At 55.4% G+C, this 23280-nt stretch carries 21 protein-coding genes; 16 read left to right on the top strand and 5 right to left on the bottom strand.

Features of this window, described 5'->3' with window-relative positions; translation table 11 throughout:
- The 7 genes from ACTG3X_RS08050 to ACTG3X_RS08020 all read left to right on the top strand — a co-directional run.
- A partial coding sequence (locus ACTG3X_RS08050; protein WP_439110737.1) for a porin occupies positions 1-527 on the top strand: 527 nt, incomplete at its 5' end.
- A 438-nt stretch (positions 528-965) separates the two neighbouring features.
- Positions 966-1991 (top strand): LacI family DNA-binding transcriptional regulator, encoded by a 1026-nt coding sequence (locus ACTG3X_RS08045; RefSeq protein ID WP_439110736.1) that lies wholly within the window; start codon positions 966-968, stop codon positions 1989-1991.
- A gap of 86 nt (positions 1992-2077) precedes the next feature.
- Complete coding sequence (locus tag ACTG3X_RS08040) at positions 2078-2923, top strand: flagellar motor protein MotB (RefSeq protein WP_439110735.1); 846 nt, start codon at positions 2078-2080, stop codon at positions 2921-2923.
- 109 nt (positions 2924-3032) lie between these two features.
- The gene (locus ACTG3X_RS08035) at positions 3033-4334 is read left to right on the top strand and encodes a flagellar hook protein FlgE (RefSeq protein WP_439110734.1); all 1302 of its coding nucleotides are present in this window, start codon (positions 3033-3035) and stop codon (positions 4332-4334) included.
- Positions 4335-4393: 59 nt separating this feature from the next.
- Complete coding sequence (flgK, locus tag ACTG3X_RS08030) at positions 4394-5848, top strand: flagellar hook-associated protein FlgK (RefSeq protein WP_439110733.1); 1455 nt, start codon at positions 4394-4396, stop codon at positions 5846-5848.
- A complete protein-coding gene (locus tag ACTG3X_RS08025) occupies positions 5848-6855 on the top strand; it encodes a flagellin (protein ID WP_439110732.1) in 1008 nt (335 codons plus the stop codon). Before flgK ends, ACTG3X_RS08025 begins: the two co-directional genes overlap by 1 nt.
- On the top strand, positions 6852-7955 hold the full coding sequence (locus ACTG3X_RS08020; RefSeq protein WP_439110731.1) for a flagellar basal body P-ring protein FlgI: 1104 nt from the start codon (positions 6852-6854) through the stop codon (positions 7953-7955). Before ACTG3X_RS08025 ends, ACTG3X_RS08020 begins: the two co-directional genes overlap by 4 nt.
- Positions 7956-7959: 4 nt before the next feature.
- On the opposite strand, the gene ACTG3X_RS08015 is transcribed toward ACTG3X_RS08020, so the two are convergent.
- Positions 7960-8553 carry a DUF1285 domain-containing protein gene (locus ACTG3X_RS08015; protein WP_439110730.1) on the bottom strand — a complete coding sequence of 198 codons (594 nt, stop codon included), beginning with the start codon at positions 8551-8553 and terminating at the stop codon, positions 7960-7962.
- Between the two features lie 68 nt (positions 8554-8621).
- On the opposite strand from ACTG3X_RS08015, the gene ACTG3X_RS08010 reads away from it, so the two are divergent.
- Genes ACTG3X_RS08010 through ACTG3X_RS07995 form a run of 4 tightly spaced genes read left to right on the top strand, consistent with a single transcriptional unit; the run spans position 8622 to position 15290 of the window.
- Complete coding sequence (locus tag ACTG3X_RS08010; protein WP_439110729.1) at positions 8622-9629, top strand: AAA family ATPase; 1008 nt, start codon at positions 8622-8624, stop codon at positions 9627-9629.
- Positions 9626-10498 (top strand): DUF58 domain-containing protein, encoded by an 873-nt coding sequence (locus tag ACTG3X_RS08005; RefSeq protein WP_439110728.1) that lies wholly within the window; start codon positions 9626-9628, stop codon positions 10496-10498. Before ACTG3X_RS08010 ends, ACTG3X_RS08005 begins: the two co-directional genes overlap by 4 nt.
- Positions 10495-13239 carry a DUF4159 domain-containing protein gene (locus ACTG3X_RS08000; RefSeq protein ID WP_439110727.1) on the top strand — a complete coding sequence of 915 codons (2745 nt, stop codon included), beginning with the start codon at positions 10495-10497 and terminating at the stop codon, positions 13237-13239. Before ACTG3X_RS08005 ends, ACTG3X_RS08000 begins: the two co-directional genes overlap by 4 nt.
- Positions 13236-15290: a hypothetical protein gene (locus tag ACTG3X_RS07995; protein ID WP_439110726.1), complete on the top strand. Its 2055-nt coding sequence runs from the start codon at positions 13236-13238 to the stop codon at positions 15288-15290. Before ACTG3X_RS08000 ends, ACTG3X_RS07995 begins: the two co-directional genes overlap by 4 nt.
- Here the strand turns inward: ACTG3X_RS07995 and fliP are convergent.
- From fliP to fliF, 4 genes are read right to left on the bottom strand one after another with little or no spacing between them, the layout of a single operon-like run.
- Positions 15287-16024, bottom strand: a complete 738-nt coding sequence (gene fliP / locus ACTG3X_RS07990; RefSeq protein ID WP_439110725.1) for a flagellar type III secretion system pore protein FliP — start codon at positions 16022-16024, stop codon at positions 15287-15289. The two genes, ACTG3X_RS07995 and fliP, sit on opposite strands and share 4 nt — an antisense overlap.
- Positions 16024-16314, bottom strand: a complete 291-nt coding sequence (locus tag ACTG3X_RS07985; RefSeq protein ID WP_439110724.1) for a FliM/FliN family flagellar motor switch protein — start codon at positions 16312-16314, stop codon at positions 16024-16026. Before ACTG3X_RS07985 ends, fliP begins: the two co-directional genes overlap by 1 nt.
- Positions 16307-16903 carry a hypothetical protein gene (locus tag ACTG3X_RS07980; RefSeq protein WP_439110723.1) on the bottom strand — a complete coding sequence of 199 codons (597 nt, stop codon included), beginning with the start codon at positions 16901-16903 and terminating at the stop codon, positions 16307-16309. Before ACTG3X_RS07980 ends, ACTG3X_RS07985 begins: the two co-directional genes overlap by 8 nt.
- The gene (gene fliF / locus ACTG3X_RS07975; RefSeq protein WP_439110722.1) at positions 16903-18501 is read right to left on the bottom strand and encodes a flagellar basal-body MS-ring/collar protein FliF; all 1599 of its coding nucleotides are present in this window, start codon (positions 18499-18501) and stop codon (positions 16903-16905) included. The genes ACTG3X_RS07980 and fliF overlap by 1 nt, the downstream gene beginning before the upstream one ends.
- A gap of 122 nt (positions 18502-18623) precedes the next feature.
- On the opposite strand from fliF, the gene ACTG3X_RS07970 reads away from it, so the two are divergent.
- Genes ACTG3X_RS07970 through ACTG3X_RS07950 form a run of 5 tightly spaced genes read left to right on the top strand, consistent with a single transcriptional unit; the run spans position 18624 to position 23252 of the window.
- Entirely contained in the window at positions 18624-19106 is a 483-nt protein-coding gene (locus ACTG3X_RS07970) for a flagellar basal body-associated FliL family protein (RefSeq protein ID WP_439110721.1), read from the top strand.
- Positions 19107-19116: 10 nt separating this feature from the next.
- Entirely contained in the window at positions 19117-19494 is a 378-nt protein-coding gene (locus ACTG3X_RS07965) for a hypothetical protein (RefSeq protein WP_439110720.1), read from the top strand.
- Positions 19491-20081: a MotE family protein gene (locus ACTG3X_RS07960; RefSeq protein ID WP_439110719.1), complete on the top strand. Its 591-nt coding sequence runs from the start codon at positions 19491-19493 to the stop codon at positions 20079-20081. Before ACTG3X_RS07965 ends, ACTG3X_RS07960 begins: the two co-directional genes overlap by 4 nt.
- 55 nt (positions 20082-20136) lie before the next feature.
- Positions 20137-21006: a flagellar motor stator protein MotA gene (motA, locus tag ACTG3X_RS07955; protein WP_439110718.1), complete on the top strand. Its 870-nt coding sequence runs from the start codon at positions 20137-20139 to the stop codon at positions 21004-21006.
- Complete coding sequence (locus ACTG3X_RS07950; protein WP_439110717.1) at positions 21003-23252, top strand: hypothetical protein; 2250 nt, start codon at positions 21003-21005, stop codon at positions 23250-23252. Before motA ends, ACTG3X_RS07950 begins: the two co-directional genes overlap by 4 nt.
- The last annotated feature ends 28 nt before the right edge of the window (positions 23253-23280 follow it).

Raw genomic sequence — 23280 nt, 5'->3', positions numbered from 1 at the left:
AAGCTGTAGGTCTTACAGGTCTTAGCTTTGCTGGTCTCGTAACTGGTTCATCAATGTCATTCAGCAGCACAGGCGCTGGCGCAGCTGGTACGAAAGAAGCAGTTGAAGTAACATACTCAGTTGGTGACTTCTCAACGCACGTATCAACGAACGGAACTGACACCGAAGGTTTCGCAGCATACTCAATGAACGGTTGGACTGTTGCTGCAGCTCTGTCGGACACAGATACAGCGGCTAACACTGAATCAGCTCTGACAGTGTCAGGTAAGCTCGGTGGCGTAACTCTTGGTTTTGGCACAGCTAAAACAAAAGGTGGCGATCAGCAGTCTACTGTTTCAGGTAAGTTCTCTGTAGGTGCGGCTACAACTGTAAACGCGTACTACAACGACAACGAAGCAAACACTATTGACGACAAGTCATACGGTATTGGCTTTGCGCACGATCTCGGTGGTGCGACACTCAAAGGTGGTGTTGAGAAAACAAACGATCAAACATTTGCTGACTTCGGCGTAGTGTTCAACTTCTAATCCCTTGCGGATTTGAGTTACGGAAAGAGCGGGCTTTGGCTCGCTCTTTTTGCATTTTGGGGCGTGGTTTTGAGCGACTTTCCCAAACGAGCTTTGGGCGAAGCAGAATCCCTGCGTATAGCGCGGGATGTCTTTTCAGCTGTCGTTTTGATGGGGTGTTTTTGCTGCGCTGTGTCTTGCCTGAGCGGCTGGCGGCACGGGGCGCTTTTGCACCCTTTCAAGGGGCGGTTTGTGGCCGTTGGTCTGGCGCGGTGTGCCAGTGTTTGGCCAAAACCGCGCGCGTTAACCAAAAGGCTCTAAAACATGGTTAACGCCTCTTAACGTTAACCTTTTGGGCCTGCAAGTCTTAACGAAGCTGATGGGCAAGCTCTCAACCCGCTTGCGGGGGGCTTGGTGCTTGCGCTAACGTCTGCTGGCAGCAGTGTGAGGGTTTGCAACATGATGAAGCGCAGTGTTCGGCCTTTGACTTTGAGGGATGTTTCGGAAGCGTCGGGTGTCTCGGAGATGACGGTGAGCCGTGTGCTTCGCAACCGTGGCGATGTGTCTGACGCGACGCGGGAGAAGGTGCTCGCCGCATCAAAGCGGCTGGGCTATGTGCCCAACAAGATTGCGGGCGCACTTGCGAGCCAGCGGGTGAACCTTGTCGCTGTCATCATCCCTTCGATGAAGAACATGGTCTTCCCTGAAGTTCTGTCTGGTGTGACCTCTGTGTTGGAGGACAGCGGCTTGCAGCCTGTTGTCGGGATTACAGACTATTTGCCTGAGAAAGAAGAGAAGGTGCTGTATGAGATGCTCTCGTGGCGGCCCTCTGGTGTGATCATCGCGGGGCTTGAGCACTCTGATAACGCGCGAGCGATGCTTGCGGCCTCGGGGATCCCTGTTGTCGAGATTATGGATGTGGATGGCGAGCCCGTAGATACGGCTGTGGGCATCAGCCACCGTGCGGCAGGGCGCATGATGGGCGAAGCGATTGCGGCAGCCGGGCACAGGCGCATCGCGTTTCTGGGCACAAAGATGCCGCTTGATCACCGCGCGCGCAAACGGTTTGAGGGCTTTACACAGTCGCTCGCCAAGGCGGGGATCGAGATGGCGGATCAGGAGTTTTACTCAGGTGGCTCGGCCTTGGCCAAGGGCCGCGAGATGACAAAAGCGGTGCTTGAGCGCACGCCTGATCTCGACTTTATCTACTATTCCAATGACATGATCGGTGCGGGCGGTTTGCTCTACTGCCTTGAGGCGGGTATCGATGTGCCCGGGCAGATCGGGCTTGCGGGCTTTAACGGGGTGGAGCTGTTGCAAGGCTTGCCCAAGGTTCTGGCCAGTATGGACGCTTGCCGCGCCGAGATTGGCCGTAAGGCGGCGGAGATCATCCTGGCGCGCTCGCAAGATGACGCGGTGACGTTTGACGAGAAGATCGTGCTCAGCCCGCGCATTGCCCCGGGCGACACAATGCGGCCTTTATAGATCATTGAAATGCCTTGTTTTGTTAAGTCACTGGTAAGAGTTGGCGCTTAGCTTTGATGGTGGGTGAGTAAAACAAGGTGGTGGATATGAGCGCACAGAGCAATCTCGCGCCAGTCATCATCAAGAGAAAGAAGAAAGTTATAGCTGGTGGGCACCATGGTGGTGCCTGGAAGGTTGCTTATGCTGACTTCGTAACCGCTATGATGGCGTTTTTTCTTTTGATGTGGCTGTTGAACGCAACAACAGAGCAGCAACGCAAAGGCGTGGCGGATTATTTTAGTCCGACCATCCCTATCAACCGGATTTCGGGGGGTGGTGATGGCAACTTCGGGGGCGACTCTGTCTTCTCGGAAGAGGCAATGCCGCAAAACGGAACAGGCGCCAGCAGCTTGCACCCCACGGAATCACGCCAAGCGCGTGGCGAGATGGGTATTGCGGAAGACGCAGATAAAGTGGCCGAGAGCGAGGAGGCTTTTCGAAAAATTGAAGAAGCACTCATGGGGCTTGGTGGCGAAAGCATGGTCTCGGAAGAGACGATGAAGCACATTGTAACGCGAGTGACAGATGAAGGTATGATTATCGAGATTTTCGATCTTGAGGGGCTCGCGTTGTTTGATGTGGGGACGGATAAGCCCACAGCGGTCTTGCGCGACCTTGCCGAGGTGATTGCGCGGGTTGCGATGTTGACAGAAAGCGGCATTGCTATTGGCGCACATACCAAGGCAGAGCCGGTTGTGTTGGCTGACAACCCCGTCTGGAGCTTGTCGGCAGAGCGTGCGAACCGGATGCGTATGCTACTGGAAGCTCGTGGCCTGAAAAGTGACCGGATCCAACGCCAGACAGGGCATGCGGATAAATCACCCGCTGTGAGCAACCCTATGGCGGTGCGCAACAACCGTCTGGAGATTGTCTTGCTCAGGCGGGGTTCGTGAAACTCTGTCCAATTTTAGAGGATTGGGTTGGGTGATGTTAGGTCTGTGTTAAGCGAAACGCCTTAAATCTGCTGCTCAAGTAAGTTTGATGCAGCAGAAAGGCGTATTCATGACAATCTCTTCTTCGCTCAATGCCGGTGTGGCCGGTTTGACGGCCAATGCGACGCGGCTCGCCACCATCTCGGACAATATCGCGAACTCCGCAACCTACGGATACAAGCGTATGGATGCAGATTTCCATTCCATGGTGATTTCATCTACGGGCGGCACGTATTCGGCGGGGGGTGTGCGCACGACCACCCAGCGGCTGATCGACGAGCGCGGCGCACTTGTCGCGACCTCAAACCCTACCGATCTTGCGGTACGCGGCAACGGCTTTTTCCCTGTAGCGCGCGATTCTGAGGTGAACGCAGGCAATGGCCAGCCTCAAATGCTTTTGGCCACGACGGGTTCTTTCCGGACCGACTCAAACGGCTATCTGAGCAGCGAGGCCGGCCTTGTTCTGATGGGGTGGCCTGCGTCACCTGACGGGACAGTCCCGACCTATCCGCGTGATACATCAGACGGGTTGAAGCCTGTCCAAGTCAATGTGAACCAATTCTCTGGGGAGCCGACGACACGGGTTGATCTGGGTGTGAATCTACCGGCGACAGGAACCGAGGCAGGCTCAACGGGTGTGCCTTCGGAGCTTTCGATTGAGTATTATGACAATTTGGGGACGTCTGAGAATATCTCGATTGCGTTCACTCCGACAGTTCCGGCCGCGGGTGTGTCCAATGAGTGGACGATGACGATCACTGACTCGGCCTCACCTGGGGTTGTGATTGGGGAATACACCCTGACTTTTGACGACAGCCGCGCGGCTGGGGGCACGTTGGCTTCTGTAAACACATTAACAGGGGGGGCATATGACCCTGCGACAGGCGAGCTTGAAGTCAATGTCGATGGAGGGGCCATGACCATCAATATCGGTATGGTTGGAACATCAGACGGCTTGACGCAGCTCTCTGACAGCTTTGCCCCTGTTTCGATCTCAAAAGACGGCACGCCTGTGGGCAATATGACCTCTGTTGAGGTCGACCAAAACGGCAATGTGCATGCGTTCTTTGATACAGGTATTTCCCGTACGATTTTCCAGATCCCGTTGGTATCTCTGCCCAACCCAAATGGCATGGTTTCTTTGGATCAGCAGACCTATTTGCCTTCGCCTGAAAGCGGATCTTACTTTTTGTGGGATGCAGGCGATGGCCCGACAGGTGATATTGTGTCTTTTGCCCGAGAAGAATCGACCACTGATGTTGCGGGCGAATTGACCGCGATGATCGAGACACAGCGAGCCTACACATCCAATGCCAAAGTGATCCAGACTGTGGATGAGATGCTTCAGGAAACGGCCAATATCAAACGATAAGGTCTTGGCGCGCCGCTGAGGGTGGCGCGCTTTTACACGTAGTTCATTGAGGTGGTGACATGTCTTTATCCGGAGCCCTTTCCAACGCAATCAGCGGTCTAAATGCTGCGACGCGCTCAGCGCAGGTTGTTTCGTCTAACCTGGCCAATGTGATGACAGACGGCTACGGACGCCGGGGCCTCGAGCTTGAATCACGCAATGGAAGTGGCGGCGGTGTGAACATTTTGTCGACTGTCCGCTTTCGCGATCCATCAGCTGTGGCCGAGATGCGCAGCGCTAACAGCGAGCGCTCGGCGCAATCGAGCCTTTCGGACTTTTTCAGCAAGTTGGAAACACTGGTCGGGACGCCTGATTCAGCCAATTCGTTGACATCCAAGCTGGCGGCGCTTGAATCCTCTTTTGTGTCTGCGGCAAGCCGCCCTGATGTTTCTGGTCGTTTGGATCAGGTTGTGCGCGATGCCCAGTCGGTCACGCGCGCGCTGAATACGGCGTCACAAGGTACACAAGATGCGCGCATGGCTGCTGACCGTAATATCGCGCTGGGCGTCAAGGAGCTGAACTCCATGCTGGTGCAGGTTCAGGAGCTGAATGTTCAGATCGGCCGTGGCTCTGCTGGACGACATGATGTTTCGGCTCTTGTAGATGCACGTGAAAATCTGATTGGCGAAATTTCTGAGTGGGTTCCTGTGAAGGAGATGCGCCGGCCCAATGAGGGCATAGCGCTTTATACATCTGGGGGTGCACTTTTGCTTGACGGGGGCGCTGCTGAGCTTTCGTTTACGAACGCGCACACCATTGTCCCGCATATGACACTTCAGGGCGGGCATTTGTCCGGTATCGCGATCAATGGCACTGAAGTGTCAGTCGAACCGCAGGGAGGTGCGCTGCGCGGTGGCAAGTTGGGGGCTCTTTTCGAGGTGCGCGACAGTGCGGCTGTCTCTGCCCAGAGTGAGCTGGATGCGCTGGCACGCGATTTGGGGGAGCGCTTTCAAGCGGCGGGGCTTGATGCAACCCGTGCGGCTGGAGACCCTGGTGTGTTTACAGATGGCGGGGCTTTTGTTGACCCGGCCAACGAAGTGGGTTTGGCGGGAAGACTGTCTGTGAATGCAGCGCTTGATCCGTCGCAGGGTGGCGCGAGCTGGCGCTTGCGCGACGGTGTGGGCGCAAGCGTCACTGGGCCTGTGGGTGATGCGTCTTTGCTGCAAGCGTTTTCCTCTGCTTTGAATGAGCGCCGCGACCCTCTGTCAGGGAGCTTTGCGGGACAGGCGCAGTCGGCATCGGCTTTGGCAGGCAATATTTCCGGAAAATTTGGAGCAGACCGGCTTGATGCAGAGCAAAATCTTACATTTGCAGCAATGCGTGCGACCGCGGCTGAAAGTGCGGTCATGGCGGACGGCGTTGACTCGGATCAGGAGATACAAAACCTGATGATGATCGAACAAGCCTATGCGGCCAATGCACGTGTTTTGCAGACGGTTGACGAGATGATTGATACCTTGATGGGAGTTGTATGATGAGCGCCGTTTCAATGGGTGATTTGGCACAGTCCGTTTTGTTGCGCCGTCAAAATGTCGAGATCAAGACCGAGATATCGCGGCTGACCAGTGAGCTTTCCAGTGGTAGGGTTCAGGATGTGACGCGCCATTTGGGCGCTGACCTCAGCTATCTTACAGATGTAGAGCGCAGCCTCCAGCTTAACGCCGCTGTGACCAACTCAACCAAAGAAGCGGCGAGTTATACTGCGATGATGCAGTCGAGCCTGAACCATATGCAAGAAGCGCTTGGCGGGCTGTCTTCGGAGATTTTGGGTCTGAATGCGAGTGGTCTTAACCAGACAGCACAACATGTGAGCTCAACCGCCCGCGCCGCGATGGACACGATCCTCTCGACGCTCAACACATCCGTTGCGGGGCGCGCCCTGTTTGCGGGTAGCACGACAGATGCTGCGGCCATGCAAGGCGCTGAAACCATTTTGAGCGATCTGCGAGGGGCCGTAGCAGGGCAAACAACCCTCGCGGGGGTCGAGGCTGTATTGGACAATTGGTTTGATGTAGGCGGCGGCTATGACAGTGTTGCCTACTCGGGCGGCAGTGAGAACTTATCGCCGTTTCAGTTGGGTGATGGTGAGCGTATTGAACTTAACATTAAAGCAGATGATGCGGTTTTCCGTGAAACGTTGAAGGCTGTGTCTCTCGCCGTTCTGTCGCAAGACAATACTCTTGGGTTTGGAGCGGATCTCAAAACCCAGATGCTCACGCGGTCTGGTGAACTTAGTTTTGCCGCCGGCAACGAGATCACGGGCACGCGCGCAAACCTTGGGTATGCAGAAGCGCGGATTGAAGATGCGACGGTTCGATTGGCAGTGCAGAAAACGAGCTTCGAAATGGCGCGTAACGCGCTGATTTCAGCGGACCCCTATGACACGGTTGTCAAATTGGAGCAGACACAGTTTCGGCTTGAGAGCCTTTATACCGCCACGGCGCGGTTGTCGGAGCTCTCGCTTGTGGGGTTCTTGAGATGATCAGGTTTTTGACATTTGCACTTTCGTTTTTGGCTTGGAGTATGGCGGCTTCGGCGAGCGAAATCCGCATCAAGGACCTTGTCGAATTTGACGGGGTGCGCGGTAACGATTTGATCGGGTACGGGCTTGTTGTTGGTCTCAACGGCACGGGGGACGGGATCCGAAACGCGCCTTTTACGGAAGAGATCATGTCAAATATTCTTGAGCGTTTGGGCGTGAACGTGAGTGGCGAGCAGTATCGCCCTAAGAACGTGGCAGCCGTTTTTGTGACAGCCGAGTTGCCAGCGTTTTCGCGGGCTGGTTCGACCATTGATGTCAACGTCTCAGCAATCGGGGATGCGAAGAGCCTACTAGGCGGTACGCTCATCATGACGCCGTTGAATGCGGCAGACGGGCAGATTTACGCGGTTGCGCAAGGCACGATTATTGCAGGCGGAGCTGCAGCTGAAGGCGACGCGGGTGGCGTGGTCAAGGGTGTGCCGACAGCCGGGGTTATCCCTTCGGGTGCGCGGGTTGAACGCGAGATCGAGTTTGAACTGGCCTCGCTTGATACGATGCGGCTGGCTTTGCGGGAAGCCGACTTTACAACAGCAGGGCGCATTGAAACGGCCATCAACCGCAGCTTTGGAAAGCGTGTCGCTGTGATGCTGGATTCGGGCACCGTGCAGATTGATATCGACGCTACGGGCCGCCGCTCGACGGCACATGCGATTGGCGAGATCGAGAATATCCTTGTGCGCCCAGAGCGGCGTGCGCGTGTGGTTGTTGATCAGCGCTCAGGCACTATTGTCATGGGCGAGGATGTGCGAATTTCGCGCGTTGCCGTGAGCCAAGGCGGTCTGACGCTTCGCATTCAGGAAGCGCCTGTTGCGATCCAGCCGAATCCGTTTTCTGAGGGGGAGACCGTGATTGTGCCGCGCACAAATGCGGCGATCGAGGAAGACCCCGGCATCAGCCTTGCGGAAGTGCCTGATGGAACCACTCTTTCAGAGGTTATTGCAGGGCTTAACGCACTCGGAGTGCAGCCGCGTGACATGATTGATATACTGAAAAGCATCAAGGCTGCTGGGGCGCTACACGCCGAGTTTGTCGTGCATTAATTGCCTAGTCGGACAGGTCTGCAGACGGGATTACGGGAAAAAACTGCCCGCCCGACCAAAGGCCAAACCAGCTTTGGCCCGCGTGCTCCGCGTGGGCGCCAAGCTCTATGAGCCTGTAAAAGCTCTTGCGGTCAATCAACGCCTCAAGGTTTGCGCGCACGGTGACATACGGCGATGGCTCGCCTGACGCTTCATCGCGCTCGATACGCAAAGGCGCATCTGGGCCTGCTGTTACGGTATCTCCAAGATTTGTGTGAAAGCAGATATCTTGGGTTGCACCGCTGCCTTTTGTATCAAAATCGACGGCAACAAAGGGGGCATCATCAACAGTGATGCCGACTTTCTCAACGGGTGTGACAAGCACATAGGAGTCGCCATCTTTCCGCAGAATTGTTGAGAACAAGCGCACCATTTCGGGGCGGTTGATGGGCGTGCCTTCGTAATACCACGTACCATCACGGGCAATGCGCATGTCGAGGTTGCCACAATGTGGCGGGTTCCAAAGGTGAACAGGCGGAAGACCGCGCCCATTACTGGCCGCGCGTGCGGAGGTGGCCAGGTCTTCTGCGCTCGGGTTCACGGTATTTTGTCCGCTCATTGTTTTTGCCATTTGCAAGTTTGTGTTTAGACTGAGGTCAAACGTAGTGTTTCATTTGGAGAATTGCCATGGCCGATACCGAGAATCTGCTGGACGAGATTGAAGCGCTTGAAGTGCGGCTTGCAGCGGCCAAAGCTCAGATCACACGCAGATTTATCGGGCAAGAGCAGGTTGTTGATCTCACGCTTGCTGCCCTTTTCTGTGGTGGTCATGCCTTGCTTGTAGGCTTGCCCGGGCTTGGGAAGACCCGCTTGGTTGAAACCCTTGCAACCGTGATGGGGCTGGATGGAAAACGCGTGCAGTTTACGCCCGATTTGATGCCTGCTGATATTTTGGGATCCGAGGTGCTGGAGACGGGGCAAGACGGGAGCCGTGCTTTCAAGTTTATTGAAGGTCCTATTTTTTGCCAGCTGATGATGGCGGATGAGATCAACCGTGCAAGCCCGCGAACCCAGTCGGCTTTGTTGCAGGCTATGCAAGAGCGGCAGGTAACAGTTTCGGGGCAAACGCGCGACCTTGCCAAACCGTTTCACGTTTTGGCCACGCAAAACCCGATTGAGCAAGAGGGCACTTACCCCTTACCTGAGGCCCAGCTTGACCGGTTTTTGGTCAGAATTGATGTGGGCTATCCGGACCTTGAGACGGAGCGAAACATTTTGCTCGCCACCACTGGCGAGACGGAAGATAGCGTTGAGAATGTCTTTTCAGCCGATGAACTTTTGGCGGGCCAGAGCCTTTTGCGGCGGATGCCTGTTGGCGAGGGCGTGATGGAGAGCATTCTCGAGCTTGTCCGCGCGTTTCGCCCAGAAGATGAAAACGCATCTGACGCTGTGCGCGATATGGTCGCTTGGGGGCCTGGCCCACGGGCGAGCCAAGCCTTGATGATGACTGTTCGGGCGCGCGCGCTTTTGCAAGGGCGCCTTGCGCCAGATGCTTCTGATGTGATCGCGATGGCGAAGCCTGTTCTAAAGCACCGTATGGCGCTGAACTATGCGGCGCTGGCGCGTGGTGAGAGCCTTGATGGGCTGATTGACGCCGAAATTCGCAAGAATGCGCGACTGAAAGATGCCGCATGAGCCAAGTTCTGCCCCTGCGCAGTCGTGCTGAAGCGGCCACGGCAAACCTTGCACCACTCTTGGCGCGGGCAGAGCTTTTGGCAGCTGCAGTGATGCCAGGTGGGCATGGGCGGCGGCGCGCGGGCGCGGGGGATGACTTTTGGCAATATCGCCCTGTGCAAGCGGGTGACACACTTCGCATGGTTGATTGGCGGCGTTCTGCGCGCTCTGATGCGCAGTTTGTCAGGCAGAAAGAATGGCAGATTTCGCAATCGGTTTTCTTTTGGGTGGATCGCGCGCGGTCTATGCAGTTTGCCAGCGCTTCAGCTCTGCCGCAGAAGATGGATCGTGCTCAGCTTTTGAGCCTTGCGATTGCCATTTTACTCTCGCGTGGGGGCGAGCGGATTGGTCTTTCTGGAGAAGACTTGCCTGCACGGGCCGGGGTGAAGCAGCTGCAACGCTTTGCGGCGCTTTTGGCGGCCCCCAAGAGCGAAGACTACGCAGCGCCCCATATAGAGGCCGTGACAAAAAACGCTTTTGTTGTCTTTGTCTCAGACTTTTTAGGAGATATTGACGCAACCGAGGCGGCTTTGCGGGACATAGCATCAAAGGGGGCAACGGGCGTTTGCTTCCAGATACTTGACCCGATTGAGGAGAGCTTTCCGTTTCGTGGGCGGGCTGTTTTTGACTCGGTTGGAGGAAGCTTGCGCCATGAGACATTGCAGGCAGCTGACCTGACAGAGCGCTATCTTGCGCGGCTGGCCGAGCGCAAGGCAAGGCTTGCGGCTGTCTGCAAACAGACAGGTTGGGCCTATGCGTGCCATCACACCAATGAAAGCGCGCAGGCCGCTGTAATGTGGCTTTATAACATGATTGAGGGGCCCAAATGAGCTTTGGGCCAATCTTGTTCGGAGCGCCTTATATCTTGCTGGCGCTTCTGGCTTTGCCGATCCTGTGGATCTTGTTGCGGGCTGTGCCGCCTGCACCTGTGAGACATCTGTTTCCAGCCGTTGGCCTGCTCATGGGCCTAAAGGATGATGACACGAGCACTGACAGAACGCCTTGGTGGCTGTTGTTGTTGAGGATGCTGGCTGTTGCGGCCGTTATCATCGGTTTGGCTGCGCCTGTTTTGAACCCTCAAGATCAACGTGGAGCAGGTGGTTCGGCGCGTCTTCTTGTTGTTTTGGATGGGAGCTGGGCGAGCGCAAATGACTGGGCACAGCAACAGCAGTATCTGGAGCGTGTGCTCAGTGCGGCAGCAAAAAACAGTAAAGCGGTTGCCTTTCTCAGCCTGACGAAGCCTGAACCTGTCGAGTTTCTGGCGGCGCAAGAGGCGGCGCGCAGGCTTGTGGGGCTTGCGCCCGAAAGCTGGGAGGCACCTGATGTTACCGTGGTGGAGGCGGCTCTGCCTGCTGGGTCTTTTGACACGCTTTGGCTCAGTGATGGGCTTGAGCGTGATGCGCGCGCGGGTGTTCTTGCTGTGCTGGAAGAGCGTGGCGAAGTTGCTGTGACACAAGGCACAGCGCCGCTTCTTGCTCTTGCGCTAGACCCGATGGCTGAGCGCGGTGTTGGCCTGCGGGTTCAGCGGCCTCGAAACGGCCTTGAGCAAGAGGCGACCGTGCAAGCCATCGGCGCGGACCCAGCCGGTGTTGAGCGGGTTTTGGAAGAGGTGCCCGTGGTCTTTGACGTGGGTGCACAGGATGTGGATATAATGTTTGAGATGCCCCCCGAGCTACAAGCGCGCGTGACACGGTTTGCCATCAAGGGAGCGGGGCATGCGGGCGCCATTGTGCTGACTGATGATAGTTTGCAGCAGCGTAACATTGGCCTTGTTGATACGCGCGTGAACCGGGAGGGGCTGGAGCTGTTGTCACCTCTGCACTACCTTGAAAAGGCGCTCGTTGCGTCTGCCAATTTGCAGCTGGGGAGCATTGAAGAGCTTTTGAGCAGCCGCCCAGATGTACTTGTTATGGCCGATGTCGCCGAACTGACCGAGGCTGATGAGGCCGCGCTTTTGGCTTGGGTGACTGACGGTGGACAGATCGTGCGCTTTGCGGGGCCACGCCTTGCTGCGAGTGACGTGAGCCGAGGGCAGGAGCACCCGCTGCTTCCTGTGAGGCTGCGCGCTGGGGGGCGTTTTGTTGGTGGTGCTATGAGCTGGGGTGAGCCAAAGGCGCTGGCCGAGTTTGAGCGTGGGTCGCCGTTTTTCGGGCTGAGCCTTGACGGGGATATTCGCGTTTCAGCGCAGGTGGTTGCGCAGCCTGACCCACAGTTGGCGGAGCGAGTGATTGCACGCCTCAGTGACGGGACACCCCTCGTCACCCGTAAGGCTGTGGGGCAAGGAGAGGTGGTTCTGTTTCATATTTCCGCCAATGCGGAGTGGTCAAATCTACCACTGTCAGGCCTGTTTGTGCGTATGCTGGAGCGGCTGTCAGTTGCGACATCAAGTGGATCACTTGAGCTGGAAGAATTGGAGGGTACGATCTGGACACCTGTAAAGACCCTTGATGGATTTGGCCGTTTGCAAGAGCCTTCCAACCTTTCTGGTGTGGCGGGGCCAGACCTTATCACAGGGTCGTTTGGCGCGGACTTTCGCCCTGGCCTGTATAACGGGCCAGGCCAGCGCGTTGCGCGCAATGTCATTGCACCGGCGCGTGAGTTGGAGCCAGCCGTCTGGCCTGCGCGGGTGTCGCTGCAAAGCTACGGAGGACCTCAGGAAAAAGCGCTTGGCGGGCCTCTGTTCGCGCTTGGGCTAATCGTCTTGGCGCTCGACATTTTAGCGACATTGCTTTTGTCAGGACGTTTGCGCCAACCTGCACTTGCGTTGTTGCTGCTCTCTTTGGGTGCGGTTGGACAGGACGCTGAAGCGCAAAGCGAGCAAACAGCTATGAGCGCGACAGATGAGATCGTGTTGGCGCATGTGCTGACGGGGGATGCACGTATTGATGATGTGGCCCGAGCTGGGCTGGTGGGCCTGTCTGATACTCTGTTTTTCAGAACATCGGTTGAGCCCAATCCTCCGCAATCTGTCGATCTGGAGCGGGATGAACTAGCCTTTTTCCCACTGTTGTATTGGCCTGTTTGGCCAGACCAAGCGACGCCCTCGGCAGATGCTTACGCTAGGCTCAACGCGTATTTGCGCGCGGGTGGCTTGATCCTTTTTGATACGAGAGATTCTGATGTGGCGCGGTTTGGGGCGGCGAGCCCTGCAGGACAAGCACTGCGTCGGCTTGCTGGGCCGCTCGACATTCCCGAGCTTGAGCCGTTGCCCGAGGATCATGTTCTCACGCGGACTTTTTACCTTTTACAGGATTTTCCAGGCCGCCATACAAGCCGAGATATATGGGTCGAGGCGTCGGCAGCTGAAGCCGGGCGCGCCGAGGGAATGCCATTTCGCAATTTGAATGACGGCGTCTCGCCTGTTGTCATTGGTGGCAATGATTGGGCCGCGGCTTGGGCTGTGGATGCACGTGGCGCGCCTTTGTTGCCGATTGGGCGGGGCTTTGCCGGAGAAAGGCAGCGCGAAATGGCCTATCGTTTTGGCGTAAACCTTGTGATGCATGTTCTTACAGGAAACTACAAATCAGATCAGGTTCATGTGCCAGCGCTTCTGGAAAGGCTGGGACAATGAGCTTGGATATCGTCTTTGATCCGCTTTTGGCGTGGCCGCTATGGTGGGGCTTGGCGCTTGTCTCTGCCATGGCTGTCGGCGTTGCGTTCTGGCAGGCTCTTTCCGGGGCTTGGCTGCGTTCCCTCGGGGCCGCGCTTGTGCTTGCTGTGTTGGCGGGGCCAGTTTTGCAACAGGAAGAGCGCGAAGCGCTGAGCGATATTGTCTTTGTTGTGAGTGACCGCAGCGCAAGCCAAAATTTGGGCGTGCGTAGCGCACAAACTGATCGTGCAGAGGCAGATATGTTGCAAAAGCTCCGCCAGCGCGAGAACACTGATATTCGCCAGATTACAGTCCCAGATGGGCCCAATGATGCCGGGACAGAGCTGATGACTGCGCTGTCGCGCGCGTTGGCTGAAGAGCCACGCAGCCGTGTCGCAGGCGCGATCGTGATCAGCGATGGATTGGTTCACGATATTGAGACCGCGCCCGAGCTGCCCGCGCCTCTTCATTTGCTTAGAACTGGCCGTAGCGACGATTGGGATCGGCGGTTGCGCGTTGAAGGCGCGCCTGCGTTCGGGATCATTGGGGAGCCGATTGAACTGACCTTGCGGATTGAAAACCAAGGTTCTGCGCCTACTGATGAGACCTTTACGCAGCTATCGATCTCGGTGGGGGCTGAGGCGCCGATGCAATTTGAAGTGCCGATTGGGCGCGATATTCGGTTGCCAGTAAGCTTGCCGCATGGCGGGCGCAATGTCATCAAGTTTGATATTCCTGAAGGGGAGGGCGAACTCACCGCGCGCAACAACAGCTTCTTGCTTGAAATCAACGGTGTGCGTGATCGGTTGCGTGTTTTGCTGGTGTCGGGCGAGCCGCATGCTGGCGGGCGAACATGGCGCAACTTACTCAAGTCTGACAGTTCGGTTGATCTTGTGCATTTTACAATTCTGAGGCCGCCAGAAAAGCAGGATGGTGTGCCTGTAGGGGAGCTTTCGCTCATCGCCTTTCCGACGCGTGAGCTCTTTATTGAGAAAATCAAAGACTTCGACCTGATCATTTTTGACCGCTACAAGCGGCGAGGTATTTTGCCTGCGGCCTATCTTGAAAATGTGCGTGATTATGTTGAGACAGGGGGCGCAGTGCTGATTTCAGCCGGGCCTGATTTTGCTTCGGCGGACAGTCTTTACCGCTCTCCTTTGGGTGAGATTATTCCTGCACGTCCGACTGCGCGAGTGATTGAACGGCCCTATCTTCCAGTTGTGAGCGAGACGGGTGCGCGCCACCCTGTGGCGCGCGAGCTTGCCACTAGCAACGGTGGTGCGGCTTGGGGCCGTTGGATGCGACAGATCGAGCTGGAAGATGTGCGCGGGGATATCTTGATGGAAGGGTATGAAGCCCAGCCACTTCTGGTTCTTGATCATGTTGGCGAGGGGCGGATTGCGCTTCTCGCATCTGACCATGCGTGGCTTTGGGCACGCGGGTATGAGGGGGGTGGGCCGCAGCTCGAGCTTCTGCGCAGGCTTTCTCACTGGATGATGAAAGAGCCAGAACTTGAGGAAGAAGCCCTTTCTGCTGAAGCGATTGACGGGGGCTTGCGGATTACGCGGCGCAGCCTTGCGCAGAACCCTGAACCTGTGACGGTCACACGCCCGTCTGGAGAGCAAGTTGAGTTAACTCTGAAAGAGGCGCGGCCCGGGGTATTTGAAGCGGATATTGCGACAAGCGATGCAGGGCTTTACCGGCTCGATGATCCGGCGCTTTCTTCTGTCGTCGGACTGGGGCCTGCTTCGCCACGGGAGTTTGTTACGACCATCGCAAGTGCAGATACGATGAGGCCGCAAATTGACGCTATGCAGGGCGGTGTCTTTGCTGTTGAGGACGGTTTGCCCAATCTGCGCAACGTACGTTCTGGGCGTAACGCTGCGGGTGCACGGTGGCTTGGGCTGACGCCTCGGGGGGCGTATGAAACCGTTGGGCTGCAGCAATACCCGCTCATGCCGCCTTGGCTGGCTTTGCTTGTTTTTGTCACCTTTATAGTGGCTGGCTGGCTGCGTGAGGGGAGGCGGCGCTAGAAGTAGCTACGTACCAAACCTTCTGTTAGCAGGCGCCACCCATCCGCCAAAACAAAGAACGACAATTTGAACGGCAATGCCACAACAGCAGGTGGAACCATCATCATACCCATCGACATCAGGATGGCTGCCACGACCAGATCAATGATCAGGAAGGGGACAAAAATGAGAAATCCAACCTGAAAAGCGCGTGAAACTTCTGACAGCATAAAACTTGGTACGAGCACGGAGAGCGGCGCATCTGCGGTGGGGCTGAGGGATGCCATTTCGGGGCGTAGAGAGGCCATGGATGCAAATGTTTCTGGGTCAATCCGTCCTATCATGAAGCTGCGGAAGGGGTCAGCGACTTTGGGGAAGGCTTCAGCCATTGTCAGCTCATCGCGGGTGAGCGGCTCGATACCATCTGTCCAAGCCTGCATGAAAACGGGTTCCATAATGAAATAGGTTAGGAACATGGCCAGGCTGACAAGCAACATATTTGGTGGAGATTGTTGCAGGCCAATCGCCTGCCGCAAGATGGACAGGACCGTTATAAGAAAGGGAAAACATGTGATCATAACAGCCAGCCCAGGGGCCACGCTGAGAACGGTGATCAGTAAAATCAGTTGGACCGAGCGCCCGGAGAGTGACGCGCCTTCCCCCAACGAAACCGAAAACTCCTGTGCAAGCAGTGGCCCTGCACTAAGCGAAACCAAAGCCGCGAGGGCGGCTGTTATGACCATACGTTTTGTCATTAGAGCAGTGGCTTTCCAGCTTCGACAATCTCGGTGATGCGTACGGCGAGTTGGCCGGCCTCTTCGCCTTCCAGCTCTTCCAGCTCGCCACGGGCGACCAAGCGATCCCCAACAAAGAGCTCAACGGGGTCATCAACGCGGGTGTCGAGCGCTAAGACAGCATTCTCGCCAAGCGCCAACAGATCACGGATCAGCGGGCGGGCTTTGCCGACCGAAACTGTCATCTCTATAGGGACGGTGGAAAAGAGACCGCCGCTGTCTTGTTTGGGCGTTTCGGAGGTGTCAGCCATTGTTTGGCTCCCTTGTTAAGTCGTCAAAATAGTTTTCGATAAGTGTGCGCGCCTGTTGCGCAAAGTTGGTGATATCGACCTCGCGCTCGTTGCCTGAAAAACGCAGACTGACCTTTCCCGATGGGTAGCTGTCGTCTGGTGTCAGCTTGATATCGAGCGAAAGATCTTTGGGCAGTGCCGCCCGCAGAAGCGCTTGCTTGCTGGAATGTGATGTGACCAGTATGGGGCTACCTGCGGCATGTTTGGCTATGCCCGTGACTTCCTGGGCAATTTGTTGGCCAAGACTCTGAGCTGCGACCTCGGGTAGAATTCCGGTGATAAGCTCCTGCACCACGGGCTCTAGAGAGCGGATGACGGCGGTGTAAGCTTCCTGATAGGTGAACGAAAGCTCACGCATATTCTGTGCGAAATCTTCGCTCAGAGCCGTGGCCGAAGCTTGCGCGGCTTTGTGACAGTCATCCCAGCCTGCTTTGTAACCTGTCTCAAAGAGAGCCAATTCTTCATCGGCACGGTTGTCTTCAACAGAATCGCTATGGGACGATTGCGTGGACTGGTCTTCAAAGGTCTCCAGAAGGTGCGAGATCGACATCAGGCGCGCTCCTGTTTGTTTTCAAGCCAGTTGTGCAAGATCTGGACTGTCTCGTCCTGGCGTTCAGCAATCAGGTTTCGAAGGCGCTCAACAGGGTCTTCCTCGGTTTTTGAGGCTGTCTCGGGTAGCTTAGTACGCTTGGCGTAGTCGACGGCTTGCATACCTTCGTTTTCTGCTGCGATTTCGCCCGTGAGCGGTGCTTGGGCTGCACCAGCTTGATCACGAGATTGGGCCAGAGCTGGGACGTTGGCCGGCGCTGGCTTTGTCAGAATAGGACGTAGAACAAAGAGGCCCAGAATAAGAGCGACCACCGCGAGCACAGCCATTTGAATCAGTGACATTGCATCAAGTGCCATGGAACTCATGAAAGATGTTGTTGCTTCGGTTCCGACAGTATCGAGCGGCTGAAACTGAAGTGATTTAAGTGTGATCACATCTCCGCGCGACTCGTCAAAGCCCACGGCAGAAGACACCAGCTCTTTCAGATCTGCGATTTCTTCTGCGGAGCGTGGCTCAAAGACAGTCTGCCCATCTGCATTTGTGATCTCGGACCCGTTGACAAGCACAGCGACACTGAGCCGCTTGACCGCGCCTGCAGCGCGGGTCACTTCGCGTAAGGTTTCGGAGACCTCGTAATTGACGCGTTCGCGTGTCTCGGTATTTTGGCTCGAGTTGCCATCACCGCCCCCGCCCGCTGCGCCATCGGGCAAATTGGATGCGACTGTGACATCACCCCCCGCGGCTTCGGTTGAGTTGCCGGATCGTTCTTCTGTATCTGTGCTGATCGCCACGCGACTTTCCGGATCGATCAGTGTTTCACGAATTGATTCGGTTTCAGTGACAGTTTCGACGCTGACTTCCACGACAGCATTGCCATAACCGACGCGCGCTTCGATGAGGTTCTGAACCTTGGCGCGCAAGGCCTCGGCCTTGTCTTGGCCTGCCTCGGTGGTCGTGGCTTCGTCACCTGTGCCAATAAGGCCGCCCTTATCATCGATAACCGAGACGTTCTCGGGGGGGAGCCCGGCGACCGCAGAGGCGACAAGGTAGCGCAACGCTTTTGCGTGCTTTGTCGGCAAAGAGCCATCAACAGCCGTGACAGAGACGGATGCAGAGGGCTCGGCATTCTTTTGGAATGGGTTTCGCGAACTGTTGGCGATGTGCACACGTGCCGTTGAAATAAGGGGGCTTGCCGCGATAGTGCGGGCCAGTTCGCCTTCTTTTGCGCGCCAGTATGCGGCATCAAACATTTGTGCGGTTGTGCCAAATCCATTGAGAGTGTCGAGTAGCTCGTAGCCCTTTGTGTTGTTGGCGGGGAGCCCTTCGCTCGCCAATGTCATACGCAATGCATCACGCTGGGATGACTCAACAAAAATTGAGCCACCACGAATATCATAAGTGATTCCACGTGCCTCAAGGGATTGGACGATTTCACCAGCCTGGCTGGTCTCGAGCCCTGAATAGAGCAGAGAAAGACTTGGCTTTGAGGCTAGGTTGGTCATCGCCAAAATTGCGGCAAACATAGCCGCTGCCGCAAGACCAGCGATAACTTTACGGCGCAAGTCGGTCGATGCAAATACGTTCTGTAGCTGCTCCAAGGATGGCTCTCCTGTTTTCAGGGCTTCTGCCCAATTCAAGATCAATTTGACCTATCAGCCTTAACAATCGGTTAGGGCGGCTCGGGTTATATGAGATTTGTACAAAATGCTGAGAGGCTTCGATGGCAGACGACGAAACGTCAGATGACGATCAAAAAAAGAAATCAAAGTTACCTGTGATCTTAGGGTTGGTTGTGGCCTTGGCTGGCGGTGGCGGCGGGTTCTTCGCTGTCTACTCCGGTGCCTTGTTCGGCGCTGAAAATAAGGCGCATGAGGTCAAACAAGAAGAAGTTGAAGACCTGCCTGACCTTGCTTTTGTGGAGGTCGATCCGATGACTGTATCCTTGCAGGACAATGGACAAGATCGACATTTACGCTTTCGCGCTCACCTGGAAACATCAGGTGAGTACAAGGCGGATGTCGAGCTGCTGCTGCCGCGAATCGTAGATGTGTTGAACAGCTATCTGCGGGCCGTTGAGCTGGATGATCTGAAGAATGCATCGGCACTCGTCCGCTTGCGCGGCCAAATGTTGCGGCGGGTTCAGCTGGTTGTAGGGGAAGGCAGGGTCAACGACCTGTTGATTATGGAATTTGTTCTGAATTGAGGAGGGTGAAATGGAATTTCTAGCAGATATCTTGCTGGTCGGTGGCGCATTGGGGGCAGGTGTTTATTGCTATGTTTTGGCACGACGGCTTGCACGCTTTAATGACCTTGAAAACGGTGTTGGCGGGGCTGTCGCTGTGTTGTCCGCGCAGGTGGACGACTTGACCAAAACGCTTGAAGCTGCACGCGCAACGGCGGCTTCGTCGACTTCGTCGCTCGACGGGCTGACGGACCGGGCCGAAAACGTCGCCCAGAGGCTCGAGCTTTTGGTGGCGTCTATGCATGATTTGCCAGGTGAGGCACCGAAAGGCGCACCCAAATCAGCCATGCAGGAGGCAACAGAACAGCCAATCTTCATGCGCAGGGCCGCTGAGGAGATGACGCAATGATTTGGACGTTTCGCCGCAGTGGACGGCCCGCAAGAGGGGCTCTGTTTACAATTGCTATCTTGCTTGTTGGATCTGCGGTGCTGCGTATCGGTCTAAGTGCAAGTGAAGCCATCGCGCTCGAAACCCCCACATCCAAAACAGATAGTGACGTGCATGAGGCATCGGCGTGTGAAACAACGGGTGACTTGCAAGGTATGCTTGCGGCGTTTCAGAGCCGTGAAGCGAGCATTGCTGAACGCGAGACACAAATCAAAAAGCGTATGCAGGCTTTGGCAGTGGCAGATGAGAAAATTGAAGCAAAGCTGGCAGCGCTGACAAAAGCCGAAGAAGACCTGCGCGCAACACTTGCTTTAGCTGATTCTGCTGCTGAAGACGATCTTTCGCGCCTGACAACCGTCTATGAAAACATGAAGCCAAAGGACGCTTCGGCGCTTTTTGAGCAGATGGATCCCGAATTTTCTTCAGGATTTCTTGGCCGGATGAAGCCAGCAGCCGCCGCATCGATTATGGCTGGTCTGTCAGCAGAGCGCGCATATTCGATCAGCGTAATTCTCGCAGGCCGGAACGCAAATGTTCCGAAGCAGTGAGGCTTTCTTAACTTCCTCTGGGCTAGAATGAGCGAAATAATTGAGGTGAGCACAAATGGTTGGCTTAGTCGGTATTGCGGTCATTTTCATCATGGTTTTCGGTGGGTATCTGCTCGCTGGAGGCAAGCTTGGGATTATCCTTAAAGCTCTGCCGTTTGAGATGATGATGATTGGTGGCGCTGCGGTTGGAGCGTTTCTCATTTCAAACGATATGTCGGCCGTGAAGCACACGCTCAAAGATATGGGCAAAGTCTTTAAGGGGCCCAAGTGGAAGCATGAGGACTACAAGGACTTGCTCTGCCTTCTCTTTGAGTTGGTGCGCTTGGCGCGTGCCAACCCTGTTGCGATTGAAGAGCATATAGAAGCGCCAGATGACTCTTCAATTTTCTCCAAATATCCCAAGATCTTGACGGATCGCGAGGCTGTTAATCTGATCAGTGACACGTTGCGTTCAGCTTCGATGAACTACGATGATCCGCATCAAGTTGAAGAGGTGCTCGAGAAGCGGATTGAAGCCAACCTGCATCACTCCCTGCATTCGAGCCATGCCTTGCAAACCGTTGCTGATGCTCTTCCCGCGCTTGGGATCGTTGCTGCGGTTCTGGGTGTTATCAAGACGATGGCGTCCATTGATCAACCCCCAGAGGTTCTTGGCAAGATGATCGGCGGCGCGCTTGTCGGGACATTTCTGGGCGTATTTCTGGCATATGGTCTTGTCGGCCCCTTCTCAGTCAAAGTGAAATCGGTGGTGGAAGAGGATGGCCATTTTTACCAGTTGATTCGTGAGGTTTTGGTGGCCAACCTTCACAACCATGCGACAAACATCTGTATCGAAGTGGGGCGCCAGAATACGCCGTCACATTGCCGCCCGAGCTTTTCAGAGCTGGAAGAGGCCCTCAAGGAGTTGAAGCAGGAGGCGGCATGATAAGAGTTTGGACGGCGATATTATTCATGTGCTTGCCCAGCCTTGTGCTGGCTCAGGCGATTTCTGTGCGTACTGGTGAGCACAGTGGCTTTACGCGGCTCGTGCTTGACGTGCCTCGCACTGTGCCTTGGGTCGTCAAAAAGGGTGAGGTGTATTCAATTGAACTGCAAGAGTTGGAAGCGGAGTTCGATCTATCAGGCACCTTGGCACGTTTGAATTCTGGTCGCATTCTTGGTTTGGCAGCAGCCAAAGACGGAACCGCTCTCGAAGTGACTGTGAACTGTGACTGCGAAACGCGAAGCTTCTTCGTGGGTGAGCGAATGCTTGTTGTAGACTTTGTGGGAGACATCCGGGATCAAACAGCAGAGGTGCAAATCCCTGAGGCAGATGTCTCGCCTGAGATAGAAACACCAGAGCGCCCTGTATTTCGGTTGCCGTTGATATTTCCTGGGACAAGATTACCTCAACAGCGGCCACAGACAGAAGCCAAAACTTTGGATGTGGGAGGCCTCAGTGAAGAAGAGCTTGCACGAGCAGAGCGGAGTCGCGAAGCCGAAATAAAGCTGCTTGAAAAATTGAGCCGAGCAGCATCACAGGGGTTGGTTGAACCTCATTTGGCAACTGTACAGCCTCAGGTGGCCAAAGAAGCTGAGCCGACGACCGCGGAACAAGATATTGTAGAAGATGTCACACCTGCTGTGCCAGAAGGTAAGAATATTCGTGCTTTTTCAAGTGTTGATCGTGACTTCCTTGTGTCTCGTGAGGGGAGGGCGCTCAACAGAGACGGTAACACCTGTATGGAGGATAGTGAGCTTGCCTTGCATAGCTGGATTTCTAGTGAAGGCTTTGGCGCACAGATTTCGGATCTTCGCTCAAGCCTCTATGGCGAATTTGATAGGCCTAACGTAGAGGCTGCTGTTGGGTTGATAAAAGCCTATATCGGGTATGGGTTGGGGCAAGAGGCTGAACAACTCGTGACTCAGGTTGGGGGCGCAGAGGCTCCTGCACATCTTTTGGCGCTGGCCGATATCATTGAGGATGGTGACCTAAGGGGCCCTTTGCCGGACGGGTGGTTTAGCGACTGTGATGGCGCAGCTGCACTTTGGGCGCTTTTGGCCGCGCACGATGTTGGCGACACGGTTGAGTTGAACGAGCCGGCGATAATTCGGAGCTTCAGCTCATTGCCCACACATTTAAGGGCTCACTTGGCACCTTTTGTTAGCAATAAATTGAAAATGGCGGGCAGGGAGCACCTTTTGCCTGATATTGTGCGGCATACCAAGCGTGGACAACCCGACGAGATCGACAATGTGGCTCTGGTTTCGGCTCAGGCAAAAGCTATGAGCGACGAACCCACCAGTGCGCTGGAAGATCTTGAAAAGGTTGTTCAGGCAAATGGCGAGAATGCTCCACAAGCTCTTATCCAGAAACTTGATCTTTTGATAGCCGATGGTCAGATAATTGATGAGCGAGACGCGGCGCTGGCTGAAGCGTTTGCTATTGAATATAGAAAAGAAGACTTGGCAGCAGACTTGTCACGCGTCGCGATTTTATCCCGCGTTTCTAGTGGCGAATATGAGGGTAGCCTTGAAGCACTTGCGGCACTCTCAGACCGCCTTGACGGCGTCCAACACAGCGAAAGCGCAAGCTATGTCTTGGGTGCTATCACAGAAAAGGCAGATGATTTAACTTTTTTGCAAAGCTCGTTTGCGCCGGAATTAGAGACACTTCTTCTATCAACAGTTGCGGAACATGGCGCTGCAAGGCGGCTCTTAGGTCTTGGCTTTCCAGCACGTGCGCTCATCCTTCTGTCAACTGCGGCTCAAGGAGATTTAGGCCGCGAGCGTAAACTGATACGGGCGCAAGCCAGCCTTCAACTTGGCCGGGTCCGACAGGCGGAAGCAGAACTGCTCGGACTTCATGGTGCCGATGTGGAGGAGATCAGACTCAAAGCAAAAATTGGTCAAGAAGATCATCACGCGGCGAAAATTGTTCTGGAGACCCTGGGTGATGCTGAGGCTGCTGCCGAGCAAGCCTGGCTGGCTGAGGACTGGAACAGTCTAGGTGATTTGGAAACAGAAAGCTGGCGGTCTGAACAAGAACTTGTGGCTATTGAGCCTAACTTGTCCCGAGACTCGTCTCTTGCTGCTGGTGAGGCTTTGTTGAATGAAACGGCTGATCTGAGACGCTTGATTGGTGATGTACTTCAGAACAACGAAGTCTCCAATGCACTCCCTCTGAATTAGAGTTTCAGTTTTGTGAGCAAAAAGTAAT

The organism is Lentibacter sp., assembly GCF_965658795.1.
GTDB lineage: Bacteria > Pseudomonadota > Alphaproteobacteria > Rhodobacterales > Rhodobacteraceae > Lentibacter.
Note: the sequence above shows the minus strand (reverse complement) of the source record. Positions and strands in the feature narration are given on the sequence as shown.

Coding starts and splice junctions, on each gene's coding strand:
- ACTG3X_RS08040 (WP_439110735.1), top strand. CDS start 2,078: ATGAGCGCACAGAGCAATCTCGCGCCAGTCATCATCAAGAGAAAGAAG.
- ACTG3X_RS08005 (WP_439110728.1), top strand. CDS start 9,626: ATGAGCCAAGTTCTGCCCCTGCGCAGTCGTGCTGAAGCGGCCACGGCA.
- motA (WP_439110718.1), top strand. CDS start 20,137: ATGGTTGGCTTAGTCGGTATTGCGGTCATTTTCATCATGGTTTTCGGT.
- ACTG3X_RS08025 (WP_439110732.1), top strand. CDS start 5,848: ATGAGCGCCGTTTCAATGGGTGATTTGGCACAGTCCGTTTTGTTGCGC.
- ACTG3X_RS07950 (WP_439110717.1), top strand. CDS start 21,003: ATGATAAGAGTTTGGACGGCGATATTATTCATGTGCTTGCCCAGCCTT.
- flgK (WP_439110733.1), top strand. CDS start 4,394: ATGTCTTTATCCGGAGCCCTTTCCAACGCAATCAGCGGTCTAAATGCT.
- ACTG3X_RS08010 (WP_439110729.1), top strand. CDS start 8,622: ATGGCCGATACCGAGAATCTGCTGGACGAGATTGAAGCGCTTGAAGTG.
- ACTG3X_RS08000 (WP_439110727.1), top strand. CDS start 10,495: ATGAGCTTTGGGCCAATCTTGTTCGGAGCGCCTTATATCTTGCTGGCG.
- ACTG3X_RS08015 (WP_439110730.1), bottom strand. CDS start 8,553: ATGAGCGGACAAAATACCGTGAACCCGAGCGCAGAAGACCTGGCCACC.
- ACTG3X_RS07995 (WP_439110726.1), top strand. CDS start 13,236: ATGAGCTTGGATATCGTCTTTGATCCGCTTTTGGCGTGGCCGCTATGG.
- ACTG3X_RS08035 (WP_439110734.1), top strand. CDS start 3,033: ATGACAATCTCTTCTTCGCTCAATGCCGGTGTGGCCGGTTTGACGGCC.
- ACTG3X_RS07965 (WP_439110720.1), top strand. CDS start 19,117: ATGGAATTTCTAGCAGATATCTTGCTGGTCGGTGGCGCATTGGGGGCA.
- ACTG3X_RS07970 (WP_439110721.1), top strand. CDS start 18,624: ATGGCAGACGACGAAACGTCAGATGACGATCAAAAAAAGAAATCAAAG.
- ACTG3X_RS07980 (WP_439110723.1), bottom strand. CDS start 16,903: ATGTCGATCTCGCACCTTCTGGAGACCTTTGAAGACCAGTCCACGCAA.
- ACTG3X_RS07960 (WP_439110719.1), top strand. CDS start 19,491: ATGATTTGGACGTTTCGCCGCAGTGGACGGCCCGCAAGAGGGGCTCTG.
- fliP (WP_439110725.1), bottom strand. CDS start 16,024: ATGACAAAACGTATGGTCATAACAGCCGCCCTCGCGGCTTTGGTTTCG.
- ACTG3X_RS08020 (WP_439110731.1), top strand. CDS start 6,852: ATGATCAGGTTTTTGACATTTGCACTTTCGTTTTTGGCTTGGAGTATG.
- ACTG3X_RS07985 (WP_439110724.1), bottom strand. CDS start 16,314: ATGGCTGACACCTCCGAAACGCCCAAACAAGACAGCGGCGGTCTCTTT.
- ACTG3X_RS08045 (WP_439110736.1), top strand. CDS start 966: ATGATGAAGCGCAGTGTTCGGCCTTTGACTTTGAGGGATGTTTCGGAA.